This is a genomic window from uncultured Mycobacterium sp., from assembly GCF_964249325.1.
In the GTDB taxonomy this organism is placed as follows: Bacteria; Actinomycetota; Actinomycetes; order Mycobacteriales; family Mycobacteriaceae; genus Mycobacterium.
Genome location: NZ_CAXUCH010000007.1, coordinates 627 through 16,588, shown reverse-complemented (window position 1 = coordinate 16,588; position 15,962 = coordinate 627). Strand labels below are relative to the sequence as shown.

Genomic DNA, 15,962 nt, shown 5'->3' with positions numbered 1-15,962 from the left:
GTTCTTGGGCTTTACATGAGCCCAGGTGCGCAGCCGTCGTCCGCGGCGATCGAGATTCCCGACGAACCCGACCACGCGCGCATGCACCGCGAGGTCAGCGCCCGGCTTCGCGCGGCGATGGCCGAACGCGGCGTCGATGCCCTGGTTCTGCTGATGAATAACAACGTGGTGTACGCGACGGGCGCCAGCTGGCCGCTGCTCGACGCCGGCCTGTCCCACGTGGAGCGCCCGGTGGCGATCGTGCTGGCCGGCGACGAGCACCCGCATCTGTTCATGCCGTTCCGGGCGGGAGCCGCGTCGCACCTGCCGGCCGATCATGTCCACGGGCCGCTGTACCTCGAATCCGACGAGGGAGTCGAGCTTTTCTCCAAGGTGCTCGCCGAGGTGGTTCCTTCGGGGGCCGCAGTGGCGGTCGACGAGATGACGTGCGCGATGCTGCGCGCGACCGGCCGGCTGTTCCCGGGCGGTCCGCCCTCTGACGCCGCCGCCGTGGTCGACGCCGCGATGCTGGTCAAGACCCCGGATCAGATCGCTTGTATCCGGCGGGCATCCCGGATCACCGAAGAAGCTGCCGCCGAGACGCAGCAGGCGCTGGCGCCCGGGGTGCGCCAAATCGACTTGTCGGCCCGCTTCGTGCGTAAGTCGTTCGAACTGGGCGCCACGGCGAACATCCTGGATGCGATCTGGCAAGTGATGCCCAGCCGCCGCGCCGACGGGGTGTGGACCACTCACGGCGATCTCGCGCTGCCGCTGCTGACCTCCGAACGTGAACTGGCGAACGGCGATGTGCTGTGGACCGACATCAGCATCACCTATGCCGGGTACTGCTCGGACTTCGGCCGCACCTGGGTGGTCGGTGAAAAGCCCGACGCCCGTCAGCAGGAGCAGTTCCACAAATGGCGGGCGATCCTCGATGCGGTGCTCAGCGTAACGAAAGCCGGTGCGACGTCAGGTGAGCTCGCGCGCGCGGCGATCGCCGCCAACGGTGGCACAAAGCCGTGGCTGCCGCATTTCTATCTGGCCCACGGCATCGGCACCTATCCCGCCGAAACACCGATGATCGGAACCGATTTGGGCGAGGAGTTCGACGACAACTTCGTCTTCCCGCCCGGCATGGTGCTGGTGCTGGAGCCGGTGGTGTGGGAGGACGGCACCGGCGGCTACCGAAGCGAGGAGATCGTGGTGATCACCGAAGACGGCTGGCTGCCGTTGACCGACTATCCGTATTCGCCTTATGGCGACTGAGATTCAGCCCGATAACCGCGCGCTGCGCTACGCGCGGCGGGAGCGGGCACTGGCCCAGATGGCGGCTCACGACCTCGACATCCTGGTCCTCGGGCGTCAGGCCAATGTGCGCTACGTGACCGGCGCACCGCAATTGTGGATCGCCGGCACACGACCGTTCGGGCCGGTCTGCGTCGTGGTGCGCGCCACCGGCGAGATCTACCTCAACAGCACCGCCGACGAGGGCATCCCGGAGGAGATCGACCACGACCACCTCTACGGCCTGGCGTGGAATCCGATGACACTCATCGCGGTGTTGCAGAACATCGCCGGCGCTTCGGCGGCGCGCCGGGTCGGAATTGACGCGCTCTCGCCCACTTTCGCCAAGCTGCTGCCACTCGCGTTTCCGAATGCCGAATTTGTCGACGGGGAGTCGGCGATGCAGGCGGCACGTCGGACCAAGACGCCCGAGGAGCTGGCAGCGATGAGCAGCGCACTGCGCGTCGCCGAAGACGGTGTGGCCGCGGCATTGACCGAGCTGCAGCCCGGCATGCCCGTAAAAACATTGGCGGGTGCGGTGCTGGAGGCGATGGCTGCCGGCGGGGTGAGTACACCGGCCACCCAGGACGCCGCGTGGGTGACGTCGCGGGATGACCCTGGCCGACGCGACGGCGAGGGCCGCGTGCGAGCCGGTGATCTGGTGGTCTTGGCCGCCGGGGCGCTCGCGGACGGCTATGTCGGCGAGGTGGCCCGGACCTGGCCGGCCGGAGACGCCGACAATGCCGCGATCCGGGAACTGTATGAGCGGTCGAACACGTTGTGGCGCAAACTCGTTGCGGCCTGCCGCCCCGGCGCCGCGGCGGGCGATCTGTTGGCCGCCTATGACGCTGCCGAGGAGCCGCTACCGCCGATGCCGGTGGCGTACGGGCTCGGGCTGGGATTCGATCCGCCGGTGGTCACACCAGCACTGTCGCGCAGCGCAGCGCAGGACCGGCTTGACGCCGGAATGGTATTGGCGCTCACCGGCTATGTCTGGCGGGAAGGGGTCGGGGCGGTGCTGACTCGCGACGCGGTGCACACCACCGACGACGGCCCGGCGGTGCTGACCGCGAGCCCGTCCTGGGCCGGATCGGCTGGCAGGTCTGTTCGGCCGCCCGCACCAGCATCTGGTTGACCGCCACCCGGCGATCGCGGGTGACCATGTAGATCACCGCGTGGTCCTCGGTTTGCAGTTTGACCCGGTCAATGCCGACTTGCGATCCGCGGTCACGGCTTGGCGCGTCCCGAGCGGCTCAGTCGCCACTCGGGCGGGAAGTTCATATCGTTGTCCTTCACAATGTTGTTGAGGCCCTTGCCGAACGTACCTTCGGTCAGTTTCACCTCGTTGTCCCGGTCGTTCTGAATCATCGGCAGCATCCCCTCGACCAGCCCGGTGAGCAGGCTGCCGAAGTACTCGCCCGTGTGCTGCTTGTAGAGCTCCAGGAATGTCTTCTGTACGGCCGCGGTATCGGTGGGACGGGACCGCGAGCACGCCATCGCGTACTTCAGCGTCTCCTCCTCGAGGTTCTCGCGTGGCACAACACTATTGACAAAGCCGCACTCGTACATCTCCTTGGCGGTGAAAGGCCGCCCGTTGAACAGCATTTCGGAGAACTTGCGCAAGCCCATGGTCTCTGCCCACCACCACAGCCGCGGGCCCCATCCAACGTAGCGGAAGGCGGGGTGGCCGAACAGGGCATCGTCGGAGGAGACCACCAGGTCGGCGTCGCCGGCCTGGTAGAAGTGCCAGCCGTAGCAGTAGCCCTTGGCCTCGGCGATGCGGTGATCTCCGGTCTGTGTTTGTTACGTCGAAGTCGGGCTCAGGCGCGCCTTGGTCGGGTCTACCTCCCCGCCGGGAATATCGATCTCGTGGCGCAGCCGCCGGAGCGTCACGAACTGCCTCCCACATCCTGGCCCCAAGGTGTACACCGCCAGTCTGGCAGCGACCGGCGCAATCGGGGCAGTTTGTAGTCTCCGCTTAAATCTGGTTCTCCTGCCGCGGCGCCGTCAGGTCTACCTAGCCTCGCTTCGGCTGGGGAGTGAAGGTGACCGGCAGCCTGCCCAGCCCGGTCATGCTCGGATTGCCGAGGTATTCGTAGACGCCGCTGGTGTCAACCTGATAGTCGGGAATGCGGTCGAGCACCGCCTTGACCATCACTTCGAACATGACACGTGCCAGATGAGATCCGATGCATCGATGCGGGCCGAGCCCGAATGCCAAGTGGCGGTTGGGAGAACGATCCAAGATGATGTCATCCGGGCGTTCGAACTCGTGCTCGTCGTGGTTAGCGGCGAGCCAGCTGATGATGACCCGGTCGTTGCGGCGAAGCTGTTGGCCCCCGAGCACCACGTCGCGGGTCACCGTGCGACTCAGTTGCTGGTTGACCGAGAAGTAGCGCAAGAACTCGTCTGTGGCGGTGCGGTAGAGCCCGGGATCGTCGATGAGTTGTCGACGCAGATCCGGGTGGGTGCCGAGGTGCAGCAGGCTCAGCGCGGTCAGCGACGTTGTGGTGTGGGCACCACCGCCGATGAGGTTCCACAGAATGTCGAGAACCTGCGCGTCGTCCAGGCGCTTGCCGTCGAATTTGAACTGCACGAGGAAGCTGGTCAAATCGTCGCGCGGCTCGACGCGCCGGGTCGCTGCGAACTTCAGCAACCCCTCCATCATCGCCGGGACTTCAGCGATGGCTTTGGCGTACTCGTCGCTGTCTTGGGGAACCGCCATCACGGAGTGAAAGAGGTTGGCGTAGCGCTGCCAGTTGTCGTAGGGCAGGCCCATCAGCCTCATGGTCAGGATCGCCGGGACCGGGCTCGCGTAGTCGAGCACGAGGTCCATTTGCCCGTCACCGATCCGTCGGTCGAGGAAACCGTGCGCCGATTCCTGCATGAACGGCCGCATCTTGTCGACCGCTCCCGGGGAGAAGAACGGGGCAAGTGCCCGCCGTAACGCCTGATGGTAGGGGCCGTCGACTTCGCCGATGCCCAGGGCCGGCTGGCCTTCGGGACGCGGTACGCCCATTTCGCCCTGGTAGTCGATACCGTCGGCGGCGTTCGGCTCGTATTTGTGGGCGAATGTGTCGCCGCCTCGGGCGATTCGCGCCACCGCGTCGTAGCTGGTGACGAACCAGAATCCGCCGTAGTTCTCATTCCAGGCGACGGGGCAGCGCCGGCGAAGCGCGGCGCTGATCGTCAGCTCGTTGACGTTGAACTCGTCGGAGTGATGATCGAAATCAACAACCACGTCGGGGTCGACGTCGGCTCGCCCAGAACCTTTGGTCATCGAAAAAGCCTCCAGCGCAAATAATCTGGCTGAATTCAGCCTCGAGGGCTACTTCGCCGGTAACCTCACAGTTTATTACGCCATCTTGACGATTTTGCCGTTTCGACGCGGCCGAGAGTAGCGAAGCGGCGTCAGCAGTGCACGAAGGGCCGAAATGAACAGCCACCAAATGGTTTTCAACCATGTCGGGTTATGCGTCGCGGATCGCGAGCGTTCCCGCCGCTTCTACCAGGGTCTGCTTGGCTTCGAGTTCTGGTGGGAGGTCGAACCGCCCGACGACGGCACCGACCGGCTCCTGCAGTTGGCCAAGCCGCTTGGCCTGCATGCGACCTACCTGGTGCGCGACGGCTTTGTGCTCGAACTCCTCGACTATTCGCAGCGCGACGTGCACGCCGGGCCCCGGCGTGCCATGGACCAAGTGGGCCTGACCCATCTATCGCTGTCGGTGTCGGATCTCGATGCCGTTCTCCAGCTGGTCGACGGCTTCGCGGGATCGGTGATCGACGAGACGGTGTCGGAGCAATCGGCGATGATCCGCGACCCGGATGGGCAACTGATCGAACTGCTCTCGGACTCGTGGCTGGCGGTGCTGCCGCCGCGCCCTTAACGTGGTTGTTGCCGCAACGCCACCACCTTGTTGTTGTGGCCTGCGACGTAGACGGTGCCGATGTTGTCGACCGCCAAACCCCACGGATAGTCCAGGCCGACGAAGGGAAGTTTGACTTGCGCGGTCGAACCGACCGGAAGCTTGAGCGCACGATTGTTGGCGCTGTCGGTAACGTACACGGCGCCCTGGCCGTCCACGGTCACACCGCCGGGTTCGCTGAGGCCGTCGAATGGCACCACGGATTGCACGCTCGAGCCTCGGGGCAACGCCAGGACGCGATTGTTGCCACCGTCGGCGACGTAGATGGTTCCGCTGCTGTTCACCACCACACCGGTCGGATTGCTCAGGCCCGCGAAAGGCAGCTCGCTTTGCCTGTCGGAGCCGGCAGGAAGCGCCACCACCCGATTCTTGGCGGTGTCGGTGACGTAGACCGTGCGGCTGCTGTCCACCGTTACCCCGGTCGGGTCCGCGAGGTCGCTGAAGGGCAATTCGATTTGCTTTGTGGTTCCGGCCGGAAGCACCACCACCCGCTTGTTGCCGGCGTCGGTGACGTAGACGGTGCCGCTGTTGTCGGCGGTCACTCCGGTCGGATTCTTGAGGCCGTCAAAAGGCAACACCGCGGGGCCGGTCGAGCCGGCGGGGAGCGAGAGGATCCGGTCGTTCAGGGTGTCGGCGACATATACCGTGCCGCCGTTGTCCACCGTCACACCGTCGGGGTTGCTGAGACCGGTGAAAGGCAATGTGGTCTGGCCGGACTGGCCGCTTTCTTGACGTGCGTGGCGCATCGTGGCCACGCCGACGCCGACGGTGAGAACGACGGCGAGCAGGGCGGCGGCCGAGATGGCGACAGTCTTTCGGCGCCACCACGGCCGTGACGGTGACCGCGTCGCTTCGGGCCGGCGTCCAGACGCGGGTTTGCGGGCTGGGCCCCGGATTGGTTTTGGCCGCTGCGGTGGTGGAGTTTGGTCGGGTCGTGGCGGCTGCGTGCGAAGGGGCCCTTGCGGGTAGGCGCTCGGCGGGGTGAGCGCGTCGCGGGCGGCGCGCGCCAACTCGACAGCGGTCCGGTAGCGCTCGTCCGGATTTTTGGCCATTCCTTTGGCGATGACCATGTCGAAGCTCGCCGGCAGCGCCGGGTTGGTGAACGACGGCTGCGGCGGTGGGCTCATCAGATGGTTGGTGAGCTGCTGCTCCATGCTGTCCCCGGGGTACGGGTGCTCCCCGGTCAAGCACTCGTAGAGCACACAGGCCAGCGCATAGATGTCCGAGCGGGCATCGACGTGCCCGGTGCTGAACCTTTCCGGAGCCATGTAATGGAAGGTGCCGACCACGCCGCCGGCCGTTGTCAACGCCAGTTCGCCGGCGGCGCGCGCGATTCCGAAATCGATGAGATAGGCGAAGTCGTCTTCGTCGAGCAAAACGTTGGACGGCTTGACATCGCGGTGGATCAGCCCCACCCGGTGCGCGGCATGCAATGCCTTGGCGACCTGCTCGATGATGTGCACCGCCCGGGCCGGCTGCAGCGGCGGCCCGGCCTCAAGCACGCTCTGCAAGTCGCGACCCTCGATCAGCCGCATGTCGACGAACAAGTGGCCCTGTATTTCGCCGTGGGTGTGGATCGGTATGACGTGCGGGCTGTTGAGTCGCGTGGCCGCATGGGCTTCGCGGCGGAACCGCAGCTGAAAAACCTCGTCCTGGGACATTTCGGGAGGCAGGATCTTGATCGCGACCACCCGGTCGATCACAGTGTCGTAGGCACGCCACACCTCGCCCATGCCGCCGCGGCCGAGCAACTCGATCAGCCGGTACTTTCCGAACGAAGTTCCCTGCAACGACCCCTCCCACAGCGACCTGCCAGCAACTTGGCAGCACCCTAACCCGCGACGTTTCACCGTCGCAGGCGTTTGGATGCCCAGAGCATCGGCAACGCGCCGACGCCACCTGTGGAGCTGACTTGCCGGTCGGACTGGACCGGATGCGCCCGGTTAGGCAGCAGGCGCCTGGTCGCCTTCGGCGGGCGGAGGCGGTGTAGGGACTGGTTCAGCTGGCGGTGGCGCATCGAACGACTGTGGCGGCGCACTGTTGGCCGGAGCTGCGCCCAAGCGACTGGCGGCAAAAGCAGCGCCCTTGTCAACCACGCTGGCGTCGTCGGCATAGGTATCGTGCGCGGCGAAGTTCAGGCCGTCCGAGCAGACCGGGTCCTCCGGGGCGCACACCTTAATGGTCTTGGCCTGGTATGCCGGGCCGATCACGACCGGCGGCTGCCCGAGGAAGTTCATCGCGCGGACATTGGGCATTCCGAAGAGCACGACGGCGGCGACGTGGTTAGCGACGTCGGGCGACAGCGGTTTGGGCACGGTCGCCGGATCGACCCCGTCGGGCACCGCAGGCGAGGTGACGAAGCCCATCACCGCCGCGCCCTGGGAATAACCACTCAACACCATCTTGGTCTGGGGACAGCTGCTCGCGGTGGAAACGACATGAGTGCCCGCGTCTCGAATACCGTCGAGGCCGGACGTGGCCCAGTCGTCGCTGGCGGGGTAGTTGACCGGGTACACATCCATCGACCTTCCGCCGACACGGGAGCGCAGGGAGTCGACGAACGCCTGCCCGGTGGGGCCGACACCGGGAGGCTCACCGGTACCGCGGGCGAACACTACCTGGACGTCGGGGCAAGATTGCGCGGACGCGGATGGAACCAAAGTGTCCGGCACTGCCCAAATGGATAGCATGGCAACAGCAAGCAATCTGGTGGCGACACGTGGATTCACGCATCAATGCTGACATATCCCGCGGCAAACTGGGGAGTCGCATTCGCCACATGTCGCCCGATAGGCTTCACGTCTCGGCCGTCTGTTCAGCCCGCCGCCACCGCGACGTTTGCTCGTTACCGGCCCGCAAAATGTCGAGCTCGATTTGCCCGGCCGAGTTTGCGACATTTACGCCGGCTGGGCAGCGGATCAGCCAAGTGTGAATGCCCTTGTCGGGCAGGCGCGTATTGATCGCTCGGTCACGCAAGAGGTTCGAAGTGGATGAAGTTAATGCGGCGTCCGCAGCGGTCATCCAACGCCTCGACATGACGGCGTTCGCTACCGTACCGGGCGCGCTGGGTCCGATGACCCGCTACCGGGTGAAGGCAGCATTACCACCGCTGACGGCTCGCACCGGCGATGTGCGGCCTGATGACTACGATGACCCGCCGGATGCGCTGGCGTGCACGGATCGTTGCATTACGTCGTGCGACATGGCATTAACTTGCCAGTTACCGAGTTTGATTGCGGCCCTGGGGAATCCGGCCAGAAGAAACTTCGGCAGTGTGCCAGTGCCGGATCCATTCGGCGACGCCATGGGGGTCATCACCCATCGGGTAGTGGTTGCCACCGGCAATGATGTGCTGTTCGGCGTGGGGGAACAGCTGCTTCCATCGCTTCCCAAAACCGAACGGGTCGTTGCGCGCGCCGAACACAGTCAGCAGCGGACGCCCCGATAACTCTTCGCGCAGCGCTGCTTCCGCCCGGCGTAGCAGATCGTTTTCCTGCGCCAGTGCCTTTATGTAGCGGTGAGTGTTACGGCGGGCCGACCGGTTCAGTCCAGCCAAGAAGATTGCCCGGTCTGTGGCGTCCCAGTGCCGGCCGGCGCCGAACGACGAGGCGCTGAGCCTGGCCAACCAGCCCGTCACGCCGCCGGACGCGCGTGCCGGCGCGCTGCCCATCACGGCGATCATGGCGCGTAACGCCGCGCCGGAGGGCTTCCACCCCAATGCATTGAGCGCGACAAGCCCCGCGATGCGCCCTGCTCGGTCGGCGGCGGCCGCCAGCCCGGCGGGTCCTCCGACATCGTGCATGATCAGCGTGATTCCGTGCAGATCGAGCGAATCAATGGCCGCTCCGATCGCGTCGCTCGCACCCCGCAGCGTCACCGGCGCGTCCGGGTCGGAGCTGAGGCCGCTGCCTGGCGCGTCGAGCGTGATGCAGCGGTACTGCCGGCTCAAGTCGACGAGCAAGTCGCGCCAGATGAAACTCCAGCTGCCGACGTGCGCGAACAGCAGCGTGGGCCCGGAGCCCACATCGGTGACCGCGATCCGCCCCGCGGAAGTGCTGAGCATCGCGGTGTCGAACGGCCAGCGCTCGAACGGCAACCAGTCTGGGCGCGCAATCGGGGTGAGCGGGTTCATCGCTGTTCTCCTGTCGTGATCGGTGGTGCTGCGGGTACGTCGAACTCGGTTCGGGCGAAATTGGTGAAATAGTCGACGAATACGGTCAATGCCAGGTACACGAACGCCTCGATGAGCTGCTCGTCGCTCCACCCGGCGGCGGTCGCGGCGTCCCAGGTGGCGTTGCTGACCGCGCCGGTGTTCCCCGCGGCTTCGCGGATCACCGCCAACAGCGCGGCGGTGCGGGCATCGTCGACGTGACCCGCGCGGACAGCCACGGTTTCTTGCGCACTCATCCCGGCCCCGAGTGCCAGCTGAGTAGCGATGGCCTGCGAGTAGTCGCCGCCGTCGACCACCCCGGCGGTCAGCATAATGGCGGCGCGAACAGCTGCATGCAGCGTTCCGTAGTCGCCGCCCGCGCGGCGCAGACCGAGGTAGGCGGCCAGGGTAGCCGGCGAACGGGCCAGGTCATTGTGCAGGGCCAGCAGCCGGCCCCCACTGGCTGCTTTGGCCTGTTGCAGCATCGCGGTGACCGGGTCGGCGACATCTCCTGTTGTTTTCGGTGCTGACATGGTCTGCGTCCTTTCTGGAGTTTCCGCGGTCGATGATTTCTGCGCCGCGTGACGGCTCCTAGGACGATGCGCGAGCGCTGCGTGTGACATACCGGTCCGATGTCATGTCGGCGTGCGCCGCCTCGTCCTATCCATCAACCCGAAAGCAAGCACGATGAGGTAGGCCTTGATCATCGGTGGCGCCGACGGGATCGGACGCGCGGTAGCCGACCAGTTGGCCGCCGTCGGCAATGGTGTGCCCATCGTGGGCACGAACATCCCGAAGGGTGTACGTGCCGAACGTGAAATCCGAAGAGACAGACCAGGGATACGAGATCCGCGCCTATATCCGAGATCTTGACGGACACCTCATCGAGGTCGGGCAAGTGCGGAGCGCCTAACACGGTGATGGGCGTACCGTGCGCGATGTCACATTTTGCGGCGTTGTTTCGTCCATATCAGGTAGAAGGACGGCCTCGGCCTTGGCCGGAATCTCCGAAGGAGCGCAGATGTTTGCGGATGAATCTTTCGACCTGGCGTGGAAGACTCATCGCGCATTTCTGGTCGACTTGGCGTTCCGGATCGTCGGCGACATCGGCGTAGCCGAGGACGTGGTTCAAGAAGCCTTCTTCCGCCTGATGCAGACTCGGCTCGACGAGATCGACGACGAGCGTGGCTGGCTGATCGTGGTGACCAGCCGGCTGTGCCTGGATTACGTCAAGTCGGCGTCGACACGACGGGAACGACCAGAAGACATGGCCGCCCCCGGCCACCGCGAACGTCCCTCCGCCTCAATCGATCCTGCCGATCGAGTCACACTCGACGACGAGCTGCGGCTGGCGCTGCTGGTGGTGATGGAACGCCTCACACCCGCCGAACGGGTCGTGTTCGTTCTCCACGACATCTTCCAGCAGCCCTTCGACGTGATCGCATTGACAGTGGGCAGGCCGTCAACGGCGTGTCGGCAACTGGCCAGCAGGGCCCGACGCAAGATCGCCCAATCCCCGAACGCCCGCCGAACTGTCGAACCGGCGGACCATCAGGTGCTCACCACAAAATTCATTGCGGCGTGTGCCACCGGCAACCTCGATGAGCTTCTTGCCGTACTCGATCCCAACGTCACCGGAGAGGTCGACACTCGCAAAGGCCTTGTCGTGGTGGGCGCTGAGCGAGTCGCCGAAAACATTTTGCGCTTCTGGGGCCGTTCCAGAACCGTCCTCGTGTCCCAGCCCCTCGGGGTGGAACCGGCTGTGTTGGCGTTCGTCAACCGAAAGCTCATGGGCGTCATCGCCCTAACGATCGGCGCTGACAATATCACCAAAATCCATGTCCACGTGGACCACTCAACGCTTGCGCCCCTGCGCGCGCAGCTCTTCGGAACGGCCTAACCACGTCACATTCTCGACTCTCGCCTCGTCCATACAGCATGAACAGCACAGTCGTCGATCCCATCGGACCGTCCCTGATCGTCCGACTGGTGGTGTCACCACTCAGCAAGCTCCTCAACCCGGCCGTCGCCAAGCTGGCCGGCCGACGTTTCTTCGCCATGGTGGCAGCCATCCATCACGTGGGACGCCGATCCGGCAAAAGCTATGTGACACCGGTAAATGCGCGTGTGAACGGGGATACCGCGGTGGTGCCTTTGACGTTCGGCAACCAGTCAGACTGGGTGCGCAACGTCTACGCAGCGAGGTACTGCTGGATACGGGTAAGCGGGAAGTACCACCACGCCGTGCGACCACAATTGGTGAACTGGGCGGACGCAAAGCCACTGGTGCGTGCAATGTTCAACCCACTACAGCGCATGGCACTCAGGTCGCTTGGAATAAAGCAATTCATGCGACTCGACATCACCCCGTGACGGGAGAGGATGCCTCGCGGTAAGGAGGGCACACAATGTGGCGGGTAACGCGTTCTGATTCAGGCGAATCCTTTTGGGTCACTGGTCATGACGCAAAGCATTACATTTCCACGCTAGGCGCCGTGGAGCGCATCGCGCGGAACACATACGGCGTGACCCTGCCCGACATGCGGCAGATCATTGCAAGGCTGGAAAGAGCGTAGCTGGAATGAGCATGTGGCGGTTCGCAACCGTGCGGAAATTACCCGGACGGTGTCCAGGCGACCGGCAGCGTCTTGATGCCGTGAATGAACGGTGAGAGCAGCCGCGCGGGTTCCTCGGTCGCGACGATGTCGGGGATCTCGCGGTGCAGCTCGTCGAACATGACACTGATCTCACGGCGAGCCAGATTGGCGCCCAGGCAGAAATGTGCACCGCCACCGCCGAAGCCGACGTGCGGGTTCGGGTCGCGCGCCACGTCGAACGTCCACGGGTCGGCGAACTTCGACTCGTCGCGGTTGGCCGAGCAGTACCACAGCGTGACTTTGTCGCCGGCCGCCATCGTTACACCGCGCAACTCGATGTCGTGAGTGAGCGTGCGCCGCATGTAGATCACCGGTGAGGCCCACCGCACGATCTCTTCGACCGCCGAATGGGTCAAACCCTCGAAGTCGGCCCACCACTTCGCCTTTTGCTCGGGGTAGCGGGTCAGCGCCAGCACTCCGTGGCTGATCGCGTTGCGCGTCGTCTCGTTGCCGGCCACCGTCAGCAGGATGAAGAACGACGCGATCTCTGCCGACGTCAACCGCTCGCCGTCGACCTCGGCCTGCACCAGGCTGGTCGTCAGGTCATCGCGCGGATTGACCCGGCGGTCTTCGGCCAGCGCGGTGGCGTAGGCGCCGATTTCCAACGACACCGTGGTGAACTCTTCGAAATCGGTTGCCAAATCGGGGTCACCGAAGCCAAGAATCACGTTGGTCCAGTGGAAGATCCGCTGATGGTCCTCCTCGGGAATGCCCATCATGTCGCAGATCACCTGCAACGGCAGCGGCCCGGCCAGCTCGCTGACCACCTCACCTTTTCCGTCGGGGTGGCCGGTAATCATCGACTGAACGAGTCGGTGAGCCCGCTCGCGCACCGACGCTTCGGTGCGCGCCACCACTTTCGGCGTGAACGCCCGGCTGACGATCGAGCGCAACCGCTGATGTCGCGGGTCGTCGAGCGCGATCATCGAGCCGAAGAATTCAGCGACCTCCGGCGGTTGGTCGTTGATCGTGATGTTGGGATGCGAGCTGAAGGTCTCCGGATGCCGGCTGGCATAAAAGACGTCGTCGAACTTGGTGAACGCCCAGTGGCCGGGGCCTTCCTCGAACCCCGGCTGAACAGGCTCAGCCCAGAAGGAGATCGGCGCCTCGCGTCGCAGCGTCGCGAACGCTCCGTCGCGCACATCGTCGTCAAGCCCCCAGAAATCCCAGGAACTCAGGTCGATGTCGGCAAGCGGCACCTTAGGCGGCGCCGCGCCGTTGAGTCGAGTCGCAATGCCCATGGCTGCTGCCCTCCGTCGATGAGGGAACTACCGTCGCGAGCCTAACCGCCGGCGCCGGATCCTGAAGGCGAAGGCAGCCAGGCAACGGCGTCTACTCGAAGTCTGGTCCGATGGAGCGATCCAGCGGCTCACCGGGCCGATGGTTGGGCTCGGCCGCGATGCGGGTCCAGCCGGCCGGTGGGTAGTAGTCCGACCAGCGTCCGGGAGTCGCATAGTGAACACCGAGCACGCCGCCGTCCAAGAACTCGTATACGTCGCCGTCCCCGCAGTCCTCGGGATCGTCGTCACCGCCGAGCCACAGTTTGAAAGCCATATCCGCAAGTATCCGCCGCCGAAGTCACGGAAATCTGCGTCGCAACCAATCAGTGCGAGCAAGCGGCTCTCGCGGGCGTGCCCGTGGCTGTCATGTCGCTCACGACGTTGCCGTCGATAGAGATCGTGCAGGTGATCGAACCATTCGCTTGTGCGCTGAGCACATACACCCGACCCTTTGGCGCCGAAAACTGCTTCGTCCAGGGCAACGCCACATTTGGTTCGTACTGCTGGTGGTAGTCAAGTGCGTAGGTGACGTATTCGGCGGCGCCCGGCCCAGTGACTTGGTAGCGAATCGTTTCGTTACTCGGCGGAGCGAGCGGAAGAAGCGGCTGATCCGCTGCGGCGCTGCCGGGTGTGGCGCCGCCGGCGACGACTGCCGCACCCGTGACAGCGACACCCAACACAATCGAGGCCACCCTCTTCCGGGACGGCTGCGGTGACGATTGACTGGTCATAGTGGTTTTCCATGGTGGCACGAGGAGCCGCTGCGTCACCGTGTTTTCGCAAGGAAGGCGGCTGGCCTGCAGCGGCCTGGCGGTGAACCAATGCCACGTCACGTCGTAACCGTTACTGCGTGCCGCTGCCGTTCACCGTTGAAGGAGCCCGCCGCCTGGGCCGTCCGCTTAGGGTGATCGGGGGTGGTGAGACGGAAGGCGGCTGATGTCCAAACGCATCGTGGTGTGGGGTACCGGCTTCGTCGGCAAGCTGGTGATCGCCGAGATCGTCAAGCACCCGCTGTTCGAGCTGGTCGGCGTCGGTGTCAGCAACCCCGCCAAGGTGGGCCGCGACGTCGGCGAGATCTGTGAACTGCCAAGAGTCGGCATCACTGCCACCGATGACGTCGACGCGCTGATCGCGCTGCGGCCCGACGCGTTGGTGCACTACGGTCCGACGGCCGCGCATGCGACGGACAACATCGCGCTGATGACCCGGTTCCTGCGGGCCGGCATCGACGTGTGCTCCACCGCGATGACGCCCTGGGTGTGGCCGACCATGCATCTGAACCCGCCCAGCTGGATCCAGCCGATTACCGAGGCCTGCGAGTTGGGCGAGTCGTCGTGTTTCACCACCGGCATCGACCCCGGTTTCGCCAACGACTTGTTGCCCATGACGCTGATGGGGGTGTGCTCGGAAGTACGCAAGGTCAAGGCCTCCGAGCTGCTCGATTACACCAACTACACCGGCGACTACGAAAACGAGATGGGCATCGGCCGCGAACCCGAATTCCAGCCTGTTCTGCAAAACCCCGATGTGCTGATCTTCGCCTGGGGCGCCACGGTCCCGATGATCGCCCACGCAGCCGGCATCATGCTCGACGAGATCACCACCACCTGGGACACGTGGGTGACTTCCACCGAGCGCAAGACGGCGAAGGGTGTCATCGAACCAGGACAGGTGGCGGCGGTCCGGTTCACCATCAACGGCATCTACCAAGGCAACACGCGCATCCAGCTCGAACACGTCAACCGCATCGGTCACGACGCCGCGCCCGACTGGCCCAAAGGGACCCAGGACGACGTGTACCGAGTTGACATCGACGGAACGCCAAGCATCTTTCAGGAGACCGCCTTCCGGTTCACCGACGGCTCCGGGCGCGACGCCGCCACAGCCGGATGCCTGGCCACCGGAATGCGTGCGCTCAACGCGGTCCCCGCCGTCAACGACTTGTCACCCGGTTGGGTCACCGCGTTGGACCTTCCGCTGATCGCCGGCGCCGGCACCATTCGCTGACGCGCCCGTGCAGTGCACACCAGCGCTGCCTATAAATTGGTGCCCGGTGTGCGGCCCGCACTCCGGCGACAGGACTGGATAGGACGAGATGGCAAACGGAGAACGCCCGGCGGTAGGCCTGTCCATAGGTGCCACCACCCTGGCGGCAGTCACCGCCGACCGTGCCGTCACCCGCAAGCCGGTGCTGACGCTGTATCGGGGCCGTCCGCCCGAAGTCGGTGTGCCATCGGAAAACCCAAACCTTACCGAGCCGGGCCTGGTGATCACCGACTTCGTCGACAAGGTTGGAGACCCGGCCGGGATCGTGGCAGCCGACGGCTCGACACACCGCCCCGAGACGCTGGTTGCCGACGCGCTCCGCGCACTGGCCTACACCGCAACCGGGGGACGCGCGCTGCCGCAGGCCGTGGCGGTGAGCTACCCCGCGCATTGGGGCCCGCCCGCGGTGGAGGCGTTGCGCGGCGCGTTGAGCCGGGTCGCCGAATGGTCACGTGGCCCCCAGCCGGTCGTGTTGGCGCCAGATGCGGCCGCGGCACTGGTCGCGCTGCAGGCCGACCCCGGCCTGCCGGCCCACGGGATCATCGCGGTGTGCGACTTCGGCGGCAGCGGCACCAGCCTCACCCTGGTCGACGCCGCCAACGGTTACCAGCCCGTCGGCCCCACCGTGCGGTACAACGAC

Annotated in this window: 16 protein-coding genes and 3 pseudogenes (2 of these 19 cut by a window edge); 8 read left to right on the top strand and 11 right to left on the bottom strand. The window is 65.2% G+C overall.

Annotation, left to right across the window (positions count from 1 at the left end):
* The 3 genes and pseudogenes from ACFE99_RS02035 to ACFE99_RS02025 form a co-directional block, all read left to right on the top strand.
* A pseudogene (locus ACFE99_RS02035) lies at window positions 1–19 on the top strand (amidohydrolase); its annotated part reaches 358 nt to the left of the window's first position; the annotation flags it as partial.
* Window positions 16–1,245, top strand: a complete 1,230-nt coding sequence (locus ACFE99_RS02030; protein ID WP_375481939.1) for a M24 family metallopeptidase — start codon at window positions 16–18, stop codon at window positions 1,243–1,245. The pseudogene ACFE99_RS02035 and the gene ACFE99_RS02030, both read left to right, overlap by 4 nt.
* Window positions 1,235–2,398 carry a M24 family metallopeptidase gene (locus tag ACFE99_RS02025; RefSeq protein WP_375481937.1) on the top strand — a complete coding sequence of 388 codons (1,164 nt, stop codon included), beginning with the start codon at window positions 1,235–1,237 and terminating at the stop codon, window positions 2,396–2,398. The genes ACFE99_RS02030 and ACFE99_RS02025 overlap by 11 nt, the downstream gene beginning before the upstream one ends.
* A 92-nt stretch (window positions 2,399–2,490) precedes the next feature.
* Here ACFE99_RS02025 and ACFE99_RS02020 read toward each other — a convergent pair.
* Window positions 2,491–3,042: pseudogene (locus tag ACFE99_RS02020) on the bottom strand (enoyl-CoA hydratase/isomerase family protein); the annotation flags it as partial.
* 238 nt (window positions 3,043–3,280) lie between these two features.
* Window positions 3,281–4,543, bottom strand: a complete 1,263-nt coding sequence (locus ACFE99_RS02015) for a cytochrome P450 (protein WP_375481935.1) — start codon at window positions 4,541–4,543, stop codon at window positions 3,281–3,283.
* 154 nt (window positions 4,544–4,697) lie between these two features.
* Here ACFE99_RS02015 and ACFE99_RS02010 point away from each other — a divergent pair, with 154 nt between their 5' ends.
* Entirely contained in the window at window positions 4,698–5,150 is a 453-nt protein-coding gene (locus tag ACFE99_RS02010; protein WP_375481933.1) for a VOC family protein, read from the top strand.
* Here the strand turns inward: ACFE99_RS02010 and ACFE99_RS02005 are convergent.
* The 6 genes from ACFE99_RS02005 to ACFE99_RS01980 form a co-directional block, all read right to left on the bottom strand.
* Complete coding sequence (locus ACFE99_RS02005) at window positions 5,147–6,979, bottom strand: serine/threonine-protein kinase PknD (protein WP_375481931.1); 1,833 nt, start codon at window positions 6,977–6,979, stop codon at window positions 5,147–5,149. The two genes, ACFE99_RS02010 and ACFE99_RS02005, sit on opposite strands and share 4 nt — an antisense overlap.
* A 153-nt stretch (window positions 6,980–7,132) precedes the next feature.
* Window positions 7,133–7,879 (bottom strand): cutinase family protein, encoded by a 747-nt coding sequence (locus ACFE99_RS02000; RefSeq protein ID WP_375481993.1) that lies wholly within the window; start codon window positions 7,877–7,879, stop codon window positions 7,133–7,135.
* 106 nt (window positions 7,880–7,985) lie between these two features.
* On the bottom strand, window positions 7,986–8,210 hold the full coding sequence (locus ACFE99_RS01995; protein ID WP_375481929.1) for a hypothetical protein: 225 nt from the start codon (window positions 8,208–8,210) through the stop codon (window positions 7,986–7,988).
* 199 nt (window positions 8,211–8,409) lie between these two features.
* Window positions 8,410–9,321: an alpha/beta fold hydrolase gene (locus ACFE99_RS01990; protein WP_375481927.1), complete on the bottom strand. Its 912-nt coding sequence runs from the start codon at window positions 9,319–9,321 to the stop codon at window positions 8,410–8,412.
* The gene (locus ACFE99_RS01985; protein ID WP_375481925.1) at window positions 9,318–9,872 is read right to left on the bottom strand and encodes a carboxymuconolactone decarboxylase family protein; all 555 of its coding nucleotides are present in this window, start codon (window positions 9,870–9,872) and stop codon (window positions 9,318–9,320) included. Before ACFE99_RS01985 ends, ACFE99_RS01990 begins: the two co-directional genes overlap by 4 nt.
* 102 nt (window positions 9,873–9,974) lie before the next feature.
* The gene (locus ACFE99_RS01980; protein ID WP_375481923.1) at window positions 9,975–10,130 is read right to left on the bottom strand and encodes a hypothetical protein; all 156 of its coding nucleotides are present in this window, start codon (window positions 10,128–10,130) and stop codon (window positions 9,975–9,977) included.
* Window positions 10,131–10,360: 230 nt separating this feature from the next.
* Between ACFE99_RS01980 and sigI the strand changes: the two genes are divergently transcribed.
* Together sigI and ACFE99_RS01970 are read left to right on the top strand one after the other, a co-directional pair.
* Window positions 10,361–11,239: an RNA polymerase sigma factor SigI gene (gene sigI, locus ACFE99_RS01975; protein ID WP_375481921.1), complete on the top strand. Its 879-nt coding sequence runs from the start codon at window positions 10,361–10,363 to the stop codon at window positions 11,237–11,239.
* A 38-nt stretch (window positions 11,240–11,277) separates the two neighbouring features.
* Window positions 11,278–11,712, top strand: coding sequence for a nitroreductase family deazaflavin-dependent oxidoreductase (locus ACFE99_RS01970; RefSeq protein ID WP_375481919.1), 435 nt, complete (start codon window positions 11,278–11,280; stop codon window positions 11,710–11,712).
* Window positions 11,713–11,953: 241 nt separating this feature from the next.
* Here ACFE99_RS01970 and ACFE99_RS01965 read toward each other — a convergent pair whose 3' ends face one another.
* From ACFE99_RS01965 to ACFE99_RS01955, 3 genes are all read right to left on the bottom strand, one after another.
* Complete coding sequence (locus ACFE99_RS01965) at window positions 11,954–13,237, bottom strand: cytochrome P450 (protein WP_375481917.1); 1,284 nt, start codon at window positions 13,235–13,237, stop codon at window positions 11,954–11,956.
* A gap of 91 nt (window positions 13,238–13,328) precedes the next feature.
* Window positions 13,329–13,550, bottom strand: coding sequence for a hypothetical protein (locus ACFE99_RS01960; RefSeq protein ID WP_375481915.1), 222 nt, complete (start codon window positions 13,548–13,550; stop codon window positions 13,329–13,331).
* 49 nt (window positions 13,551–13,599) lie between these two features.
* On the bottom strand, window positions 13,600–14,007 hold the full coding sequence (locus ACFE99_RS01955) for an MmpS family transport accessory protein (RefSeq protein WP_375481913.1): 408 nt from the start codon (window positions 14,005–14,007) through the stop codon (window positions 13,600–13,602).
* A 205-nt stretch (window positions 14,008–14,212) separates the two neighbouring features.
* On the opposite strand from ACFE99_RS01955, the gene ACFE99_RS01950 reads away from it, so the two are divergent.
* Window positions 14,213–15,283, top strand: coding sequence for a dihydrodipicolinate reductase (locus ACFE99_RS01950; RefSeq protein ID WP_375481911.1), 1,071 nt, complete (start codon window positions 14,213–14,215; stop codon window positions 15,281–15,283).
* 88 nt (window positions 15,284–15,371) lie between these two features.
* Window positions 15,372–15,962, top strand: a pseudogene (locus ACFE99_RS01945) (Hsp70 family protein); its annotated part runs 626 nt beyond the window's last position; the annotation flags it as partial.

Excerpts from the sequence above, each read along its gene's own strand:
- ACFE99_RS02030 (WP_375481939.1), top strand. The coding sequence starts at position 16 with ATGAGCCCAGGTGCGCAGCCGTCGTCCGCGGCGATCGAGATTCCCGAC.
- ACFE99_RS02025 (WP_375481937.1), top strand. The coding sequence starts at position 1,235 with ATGGCGACTGAGATTCAGCCCGATAACCGCGCGCTGCGCTACGCGCGG.
- ACFE99_RS02015 (WP_375481935.1), bottom strand. The coding sequence starts at position 4,543 with ATGACCAAAGGTTCTGGGCGAGCCGACGTCGACCCCGACGTGGTTGTT.
- ACFE99_RS02010 (WP_375481933.1), top strand. The coding sequence starts at position 4,698 with ATGAACAGCCACCAAATGGTTTTCAACCATGTCGGGTTATGCGTCGCG.
- ACFE99_RS02000 (WP_375481993.1), bottom strand. The coding sequence starts at position 7,879 with ATGCTATCCATTTGGGCAGTGCCGGACACTTTGGTTCCATCCGCGTCC.
- ACFE99_RS01995 (WP_375481929.1), bottom strand. The coding sequence starts at position 8,210 with ATGACCGCTGCGGACGCCGCATTAACTTCATCCACTTCGAACCTCTTG.
- ACFE99_RS01990 (WP_375481927.1), bottom strand. The coding sequence starts at position 9,321 with ATGAACCCGCTCACCCCGATTGCGCGCCCAGACTGGTTGCCGTTCGAG.
- ACFE99_RS01985 (WP_375481925.1), bottom strand. The coding sequence starts at position 9,872 with ATGTCAGCACCGAAAACAACAGGAGATGTCGCCGACCCGGTCACCGCG.
- ACFE99_RS01980 (WP_375481923.1), bottom strand. The coding sequence starts at position 10,130 with ATGTTCGTGCCCACGATGGGCACACCATTGCCGACGGCGGCCAACTGG.
- sigI (WP_375481921.1), top strand. The coding sequence starts at position 10,361 with ATGTTTGCGGATGAATCTTTCGACCTGGCGTGGAAGACTCATCGCGCA.
- ACFE99_RS01970 (WP_375481919.1), top strand. The coding sequence starts at position 11,278 with ATGAACAGCACAGTCGTCGATCCCATCGGACCGTCCCTGATCGTCCGA.
- ACFE99_RS01965 (WP_375481917.1), bottom strand. The coding sequence starts at position 13,237 with ATGGGCATTGCGACTCGACTCAACGGCGCGGCGCCGCCTAAGGTGCCG.
- ACFE99_RS01960 (WP_375481915.1), bottom strand. The coding sequence starts at position 13,550 with ATGGCTTTCAAACTGTGGCTCGGCGGTGACGACGATCCCGAGGACTGC.
- ACFE99_RS01955 (WP_375481913.1), bottom strand. The coding sequence starts at position 14,007 with ATGACCAGTCAATCGTCACCGCAGCCGTCCCGGAAGAGGGTGGCCTCG.
- ACFE99_RS01950 (WP_375481911.1), top strand. The coding sequence starts at position 14,213 with ATGTCCAAACGCATCGTGGTGTGGGGTACCGGCTTCGTCGGCAAGCTG.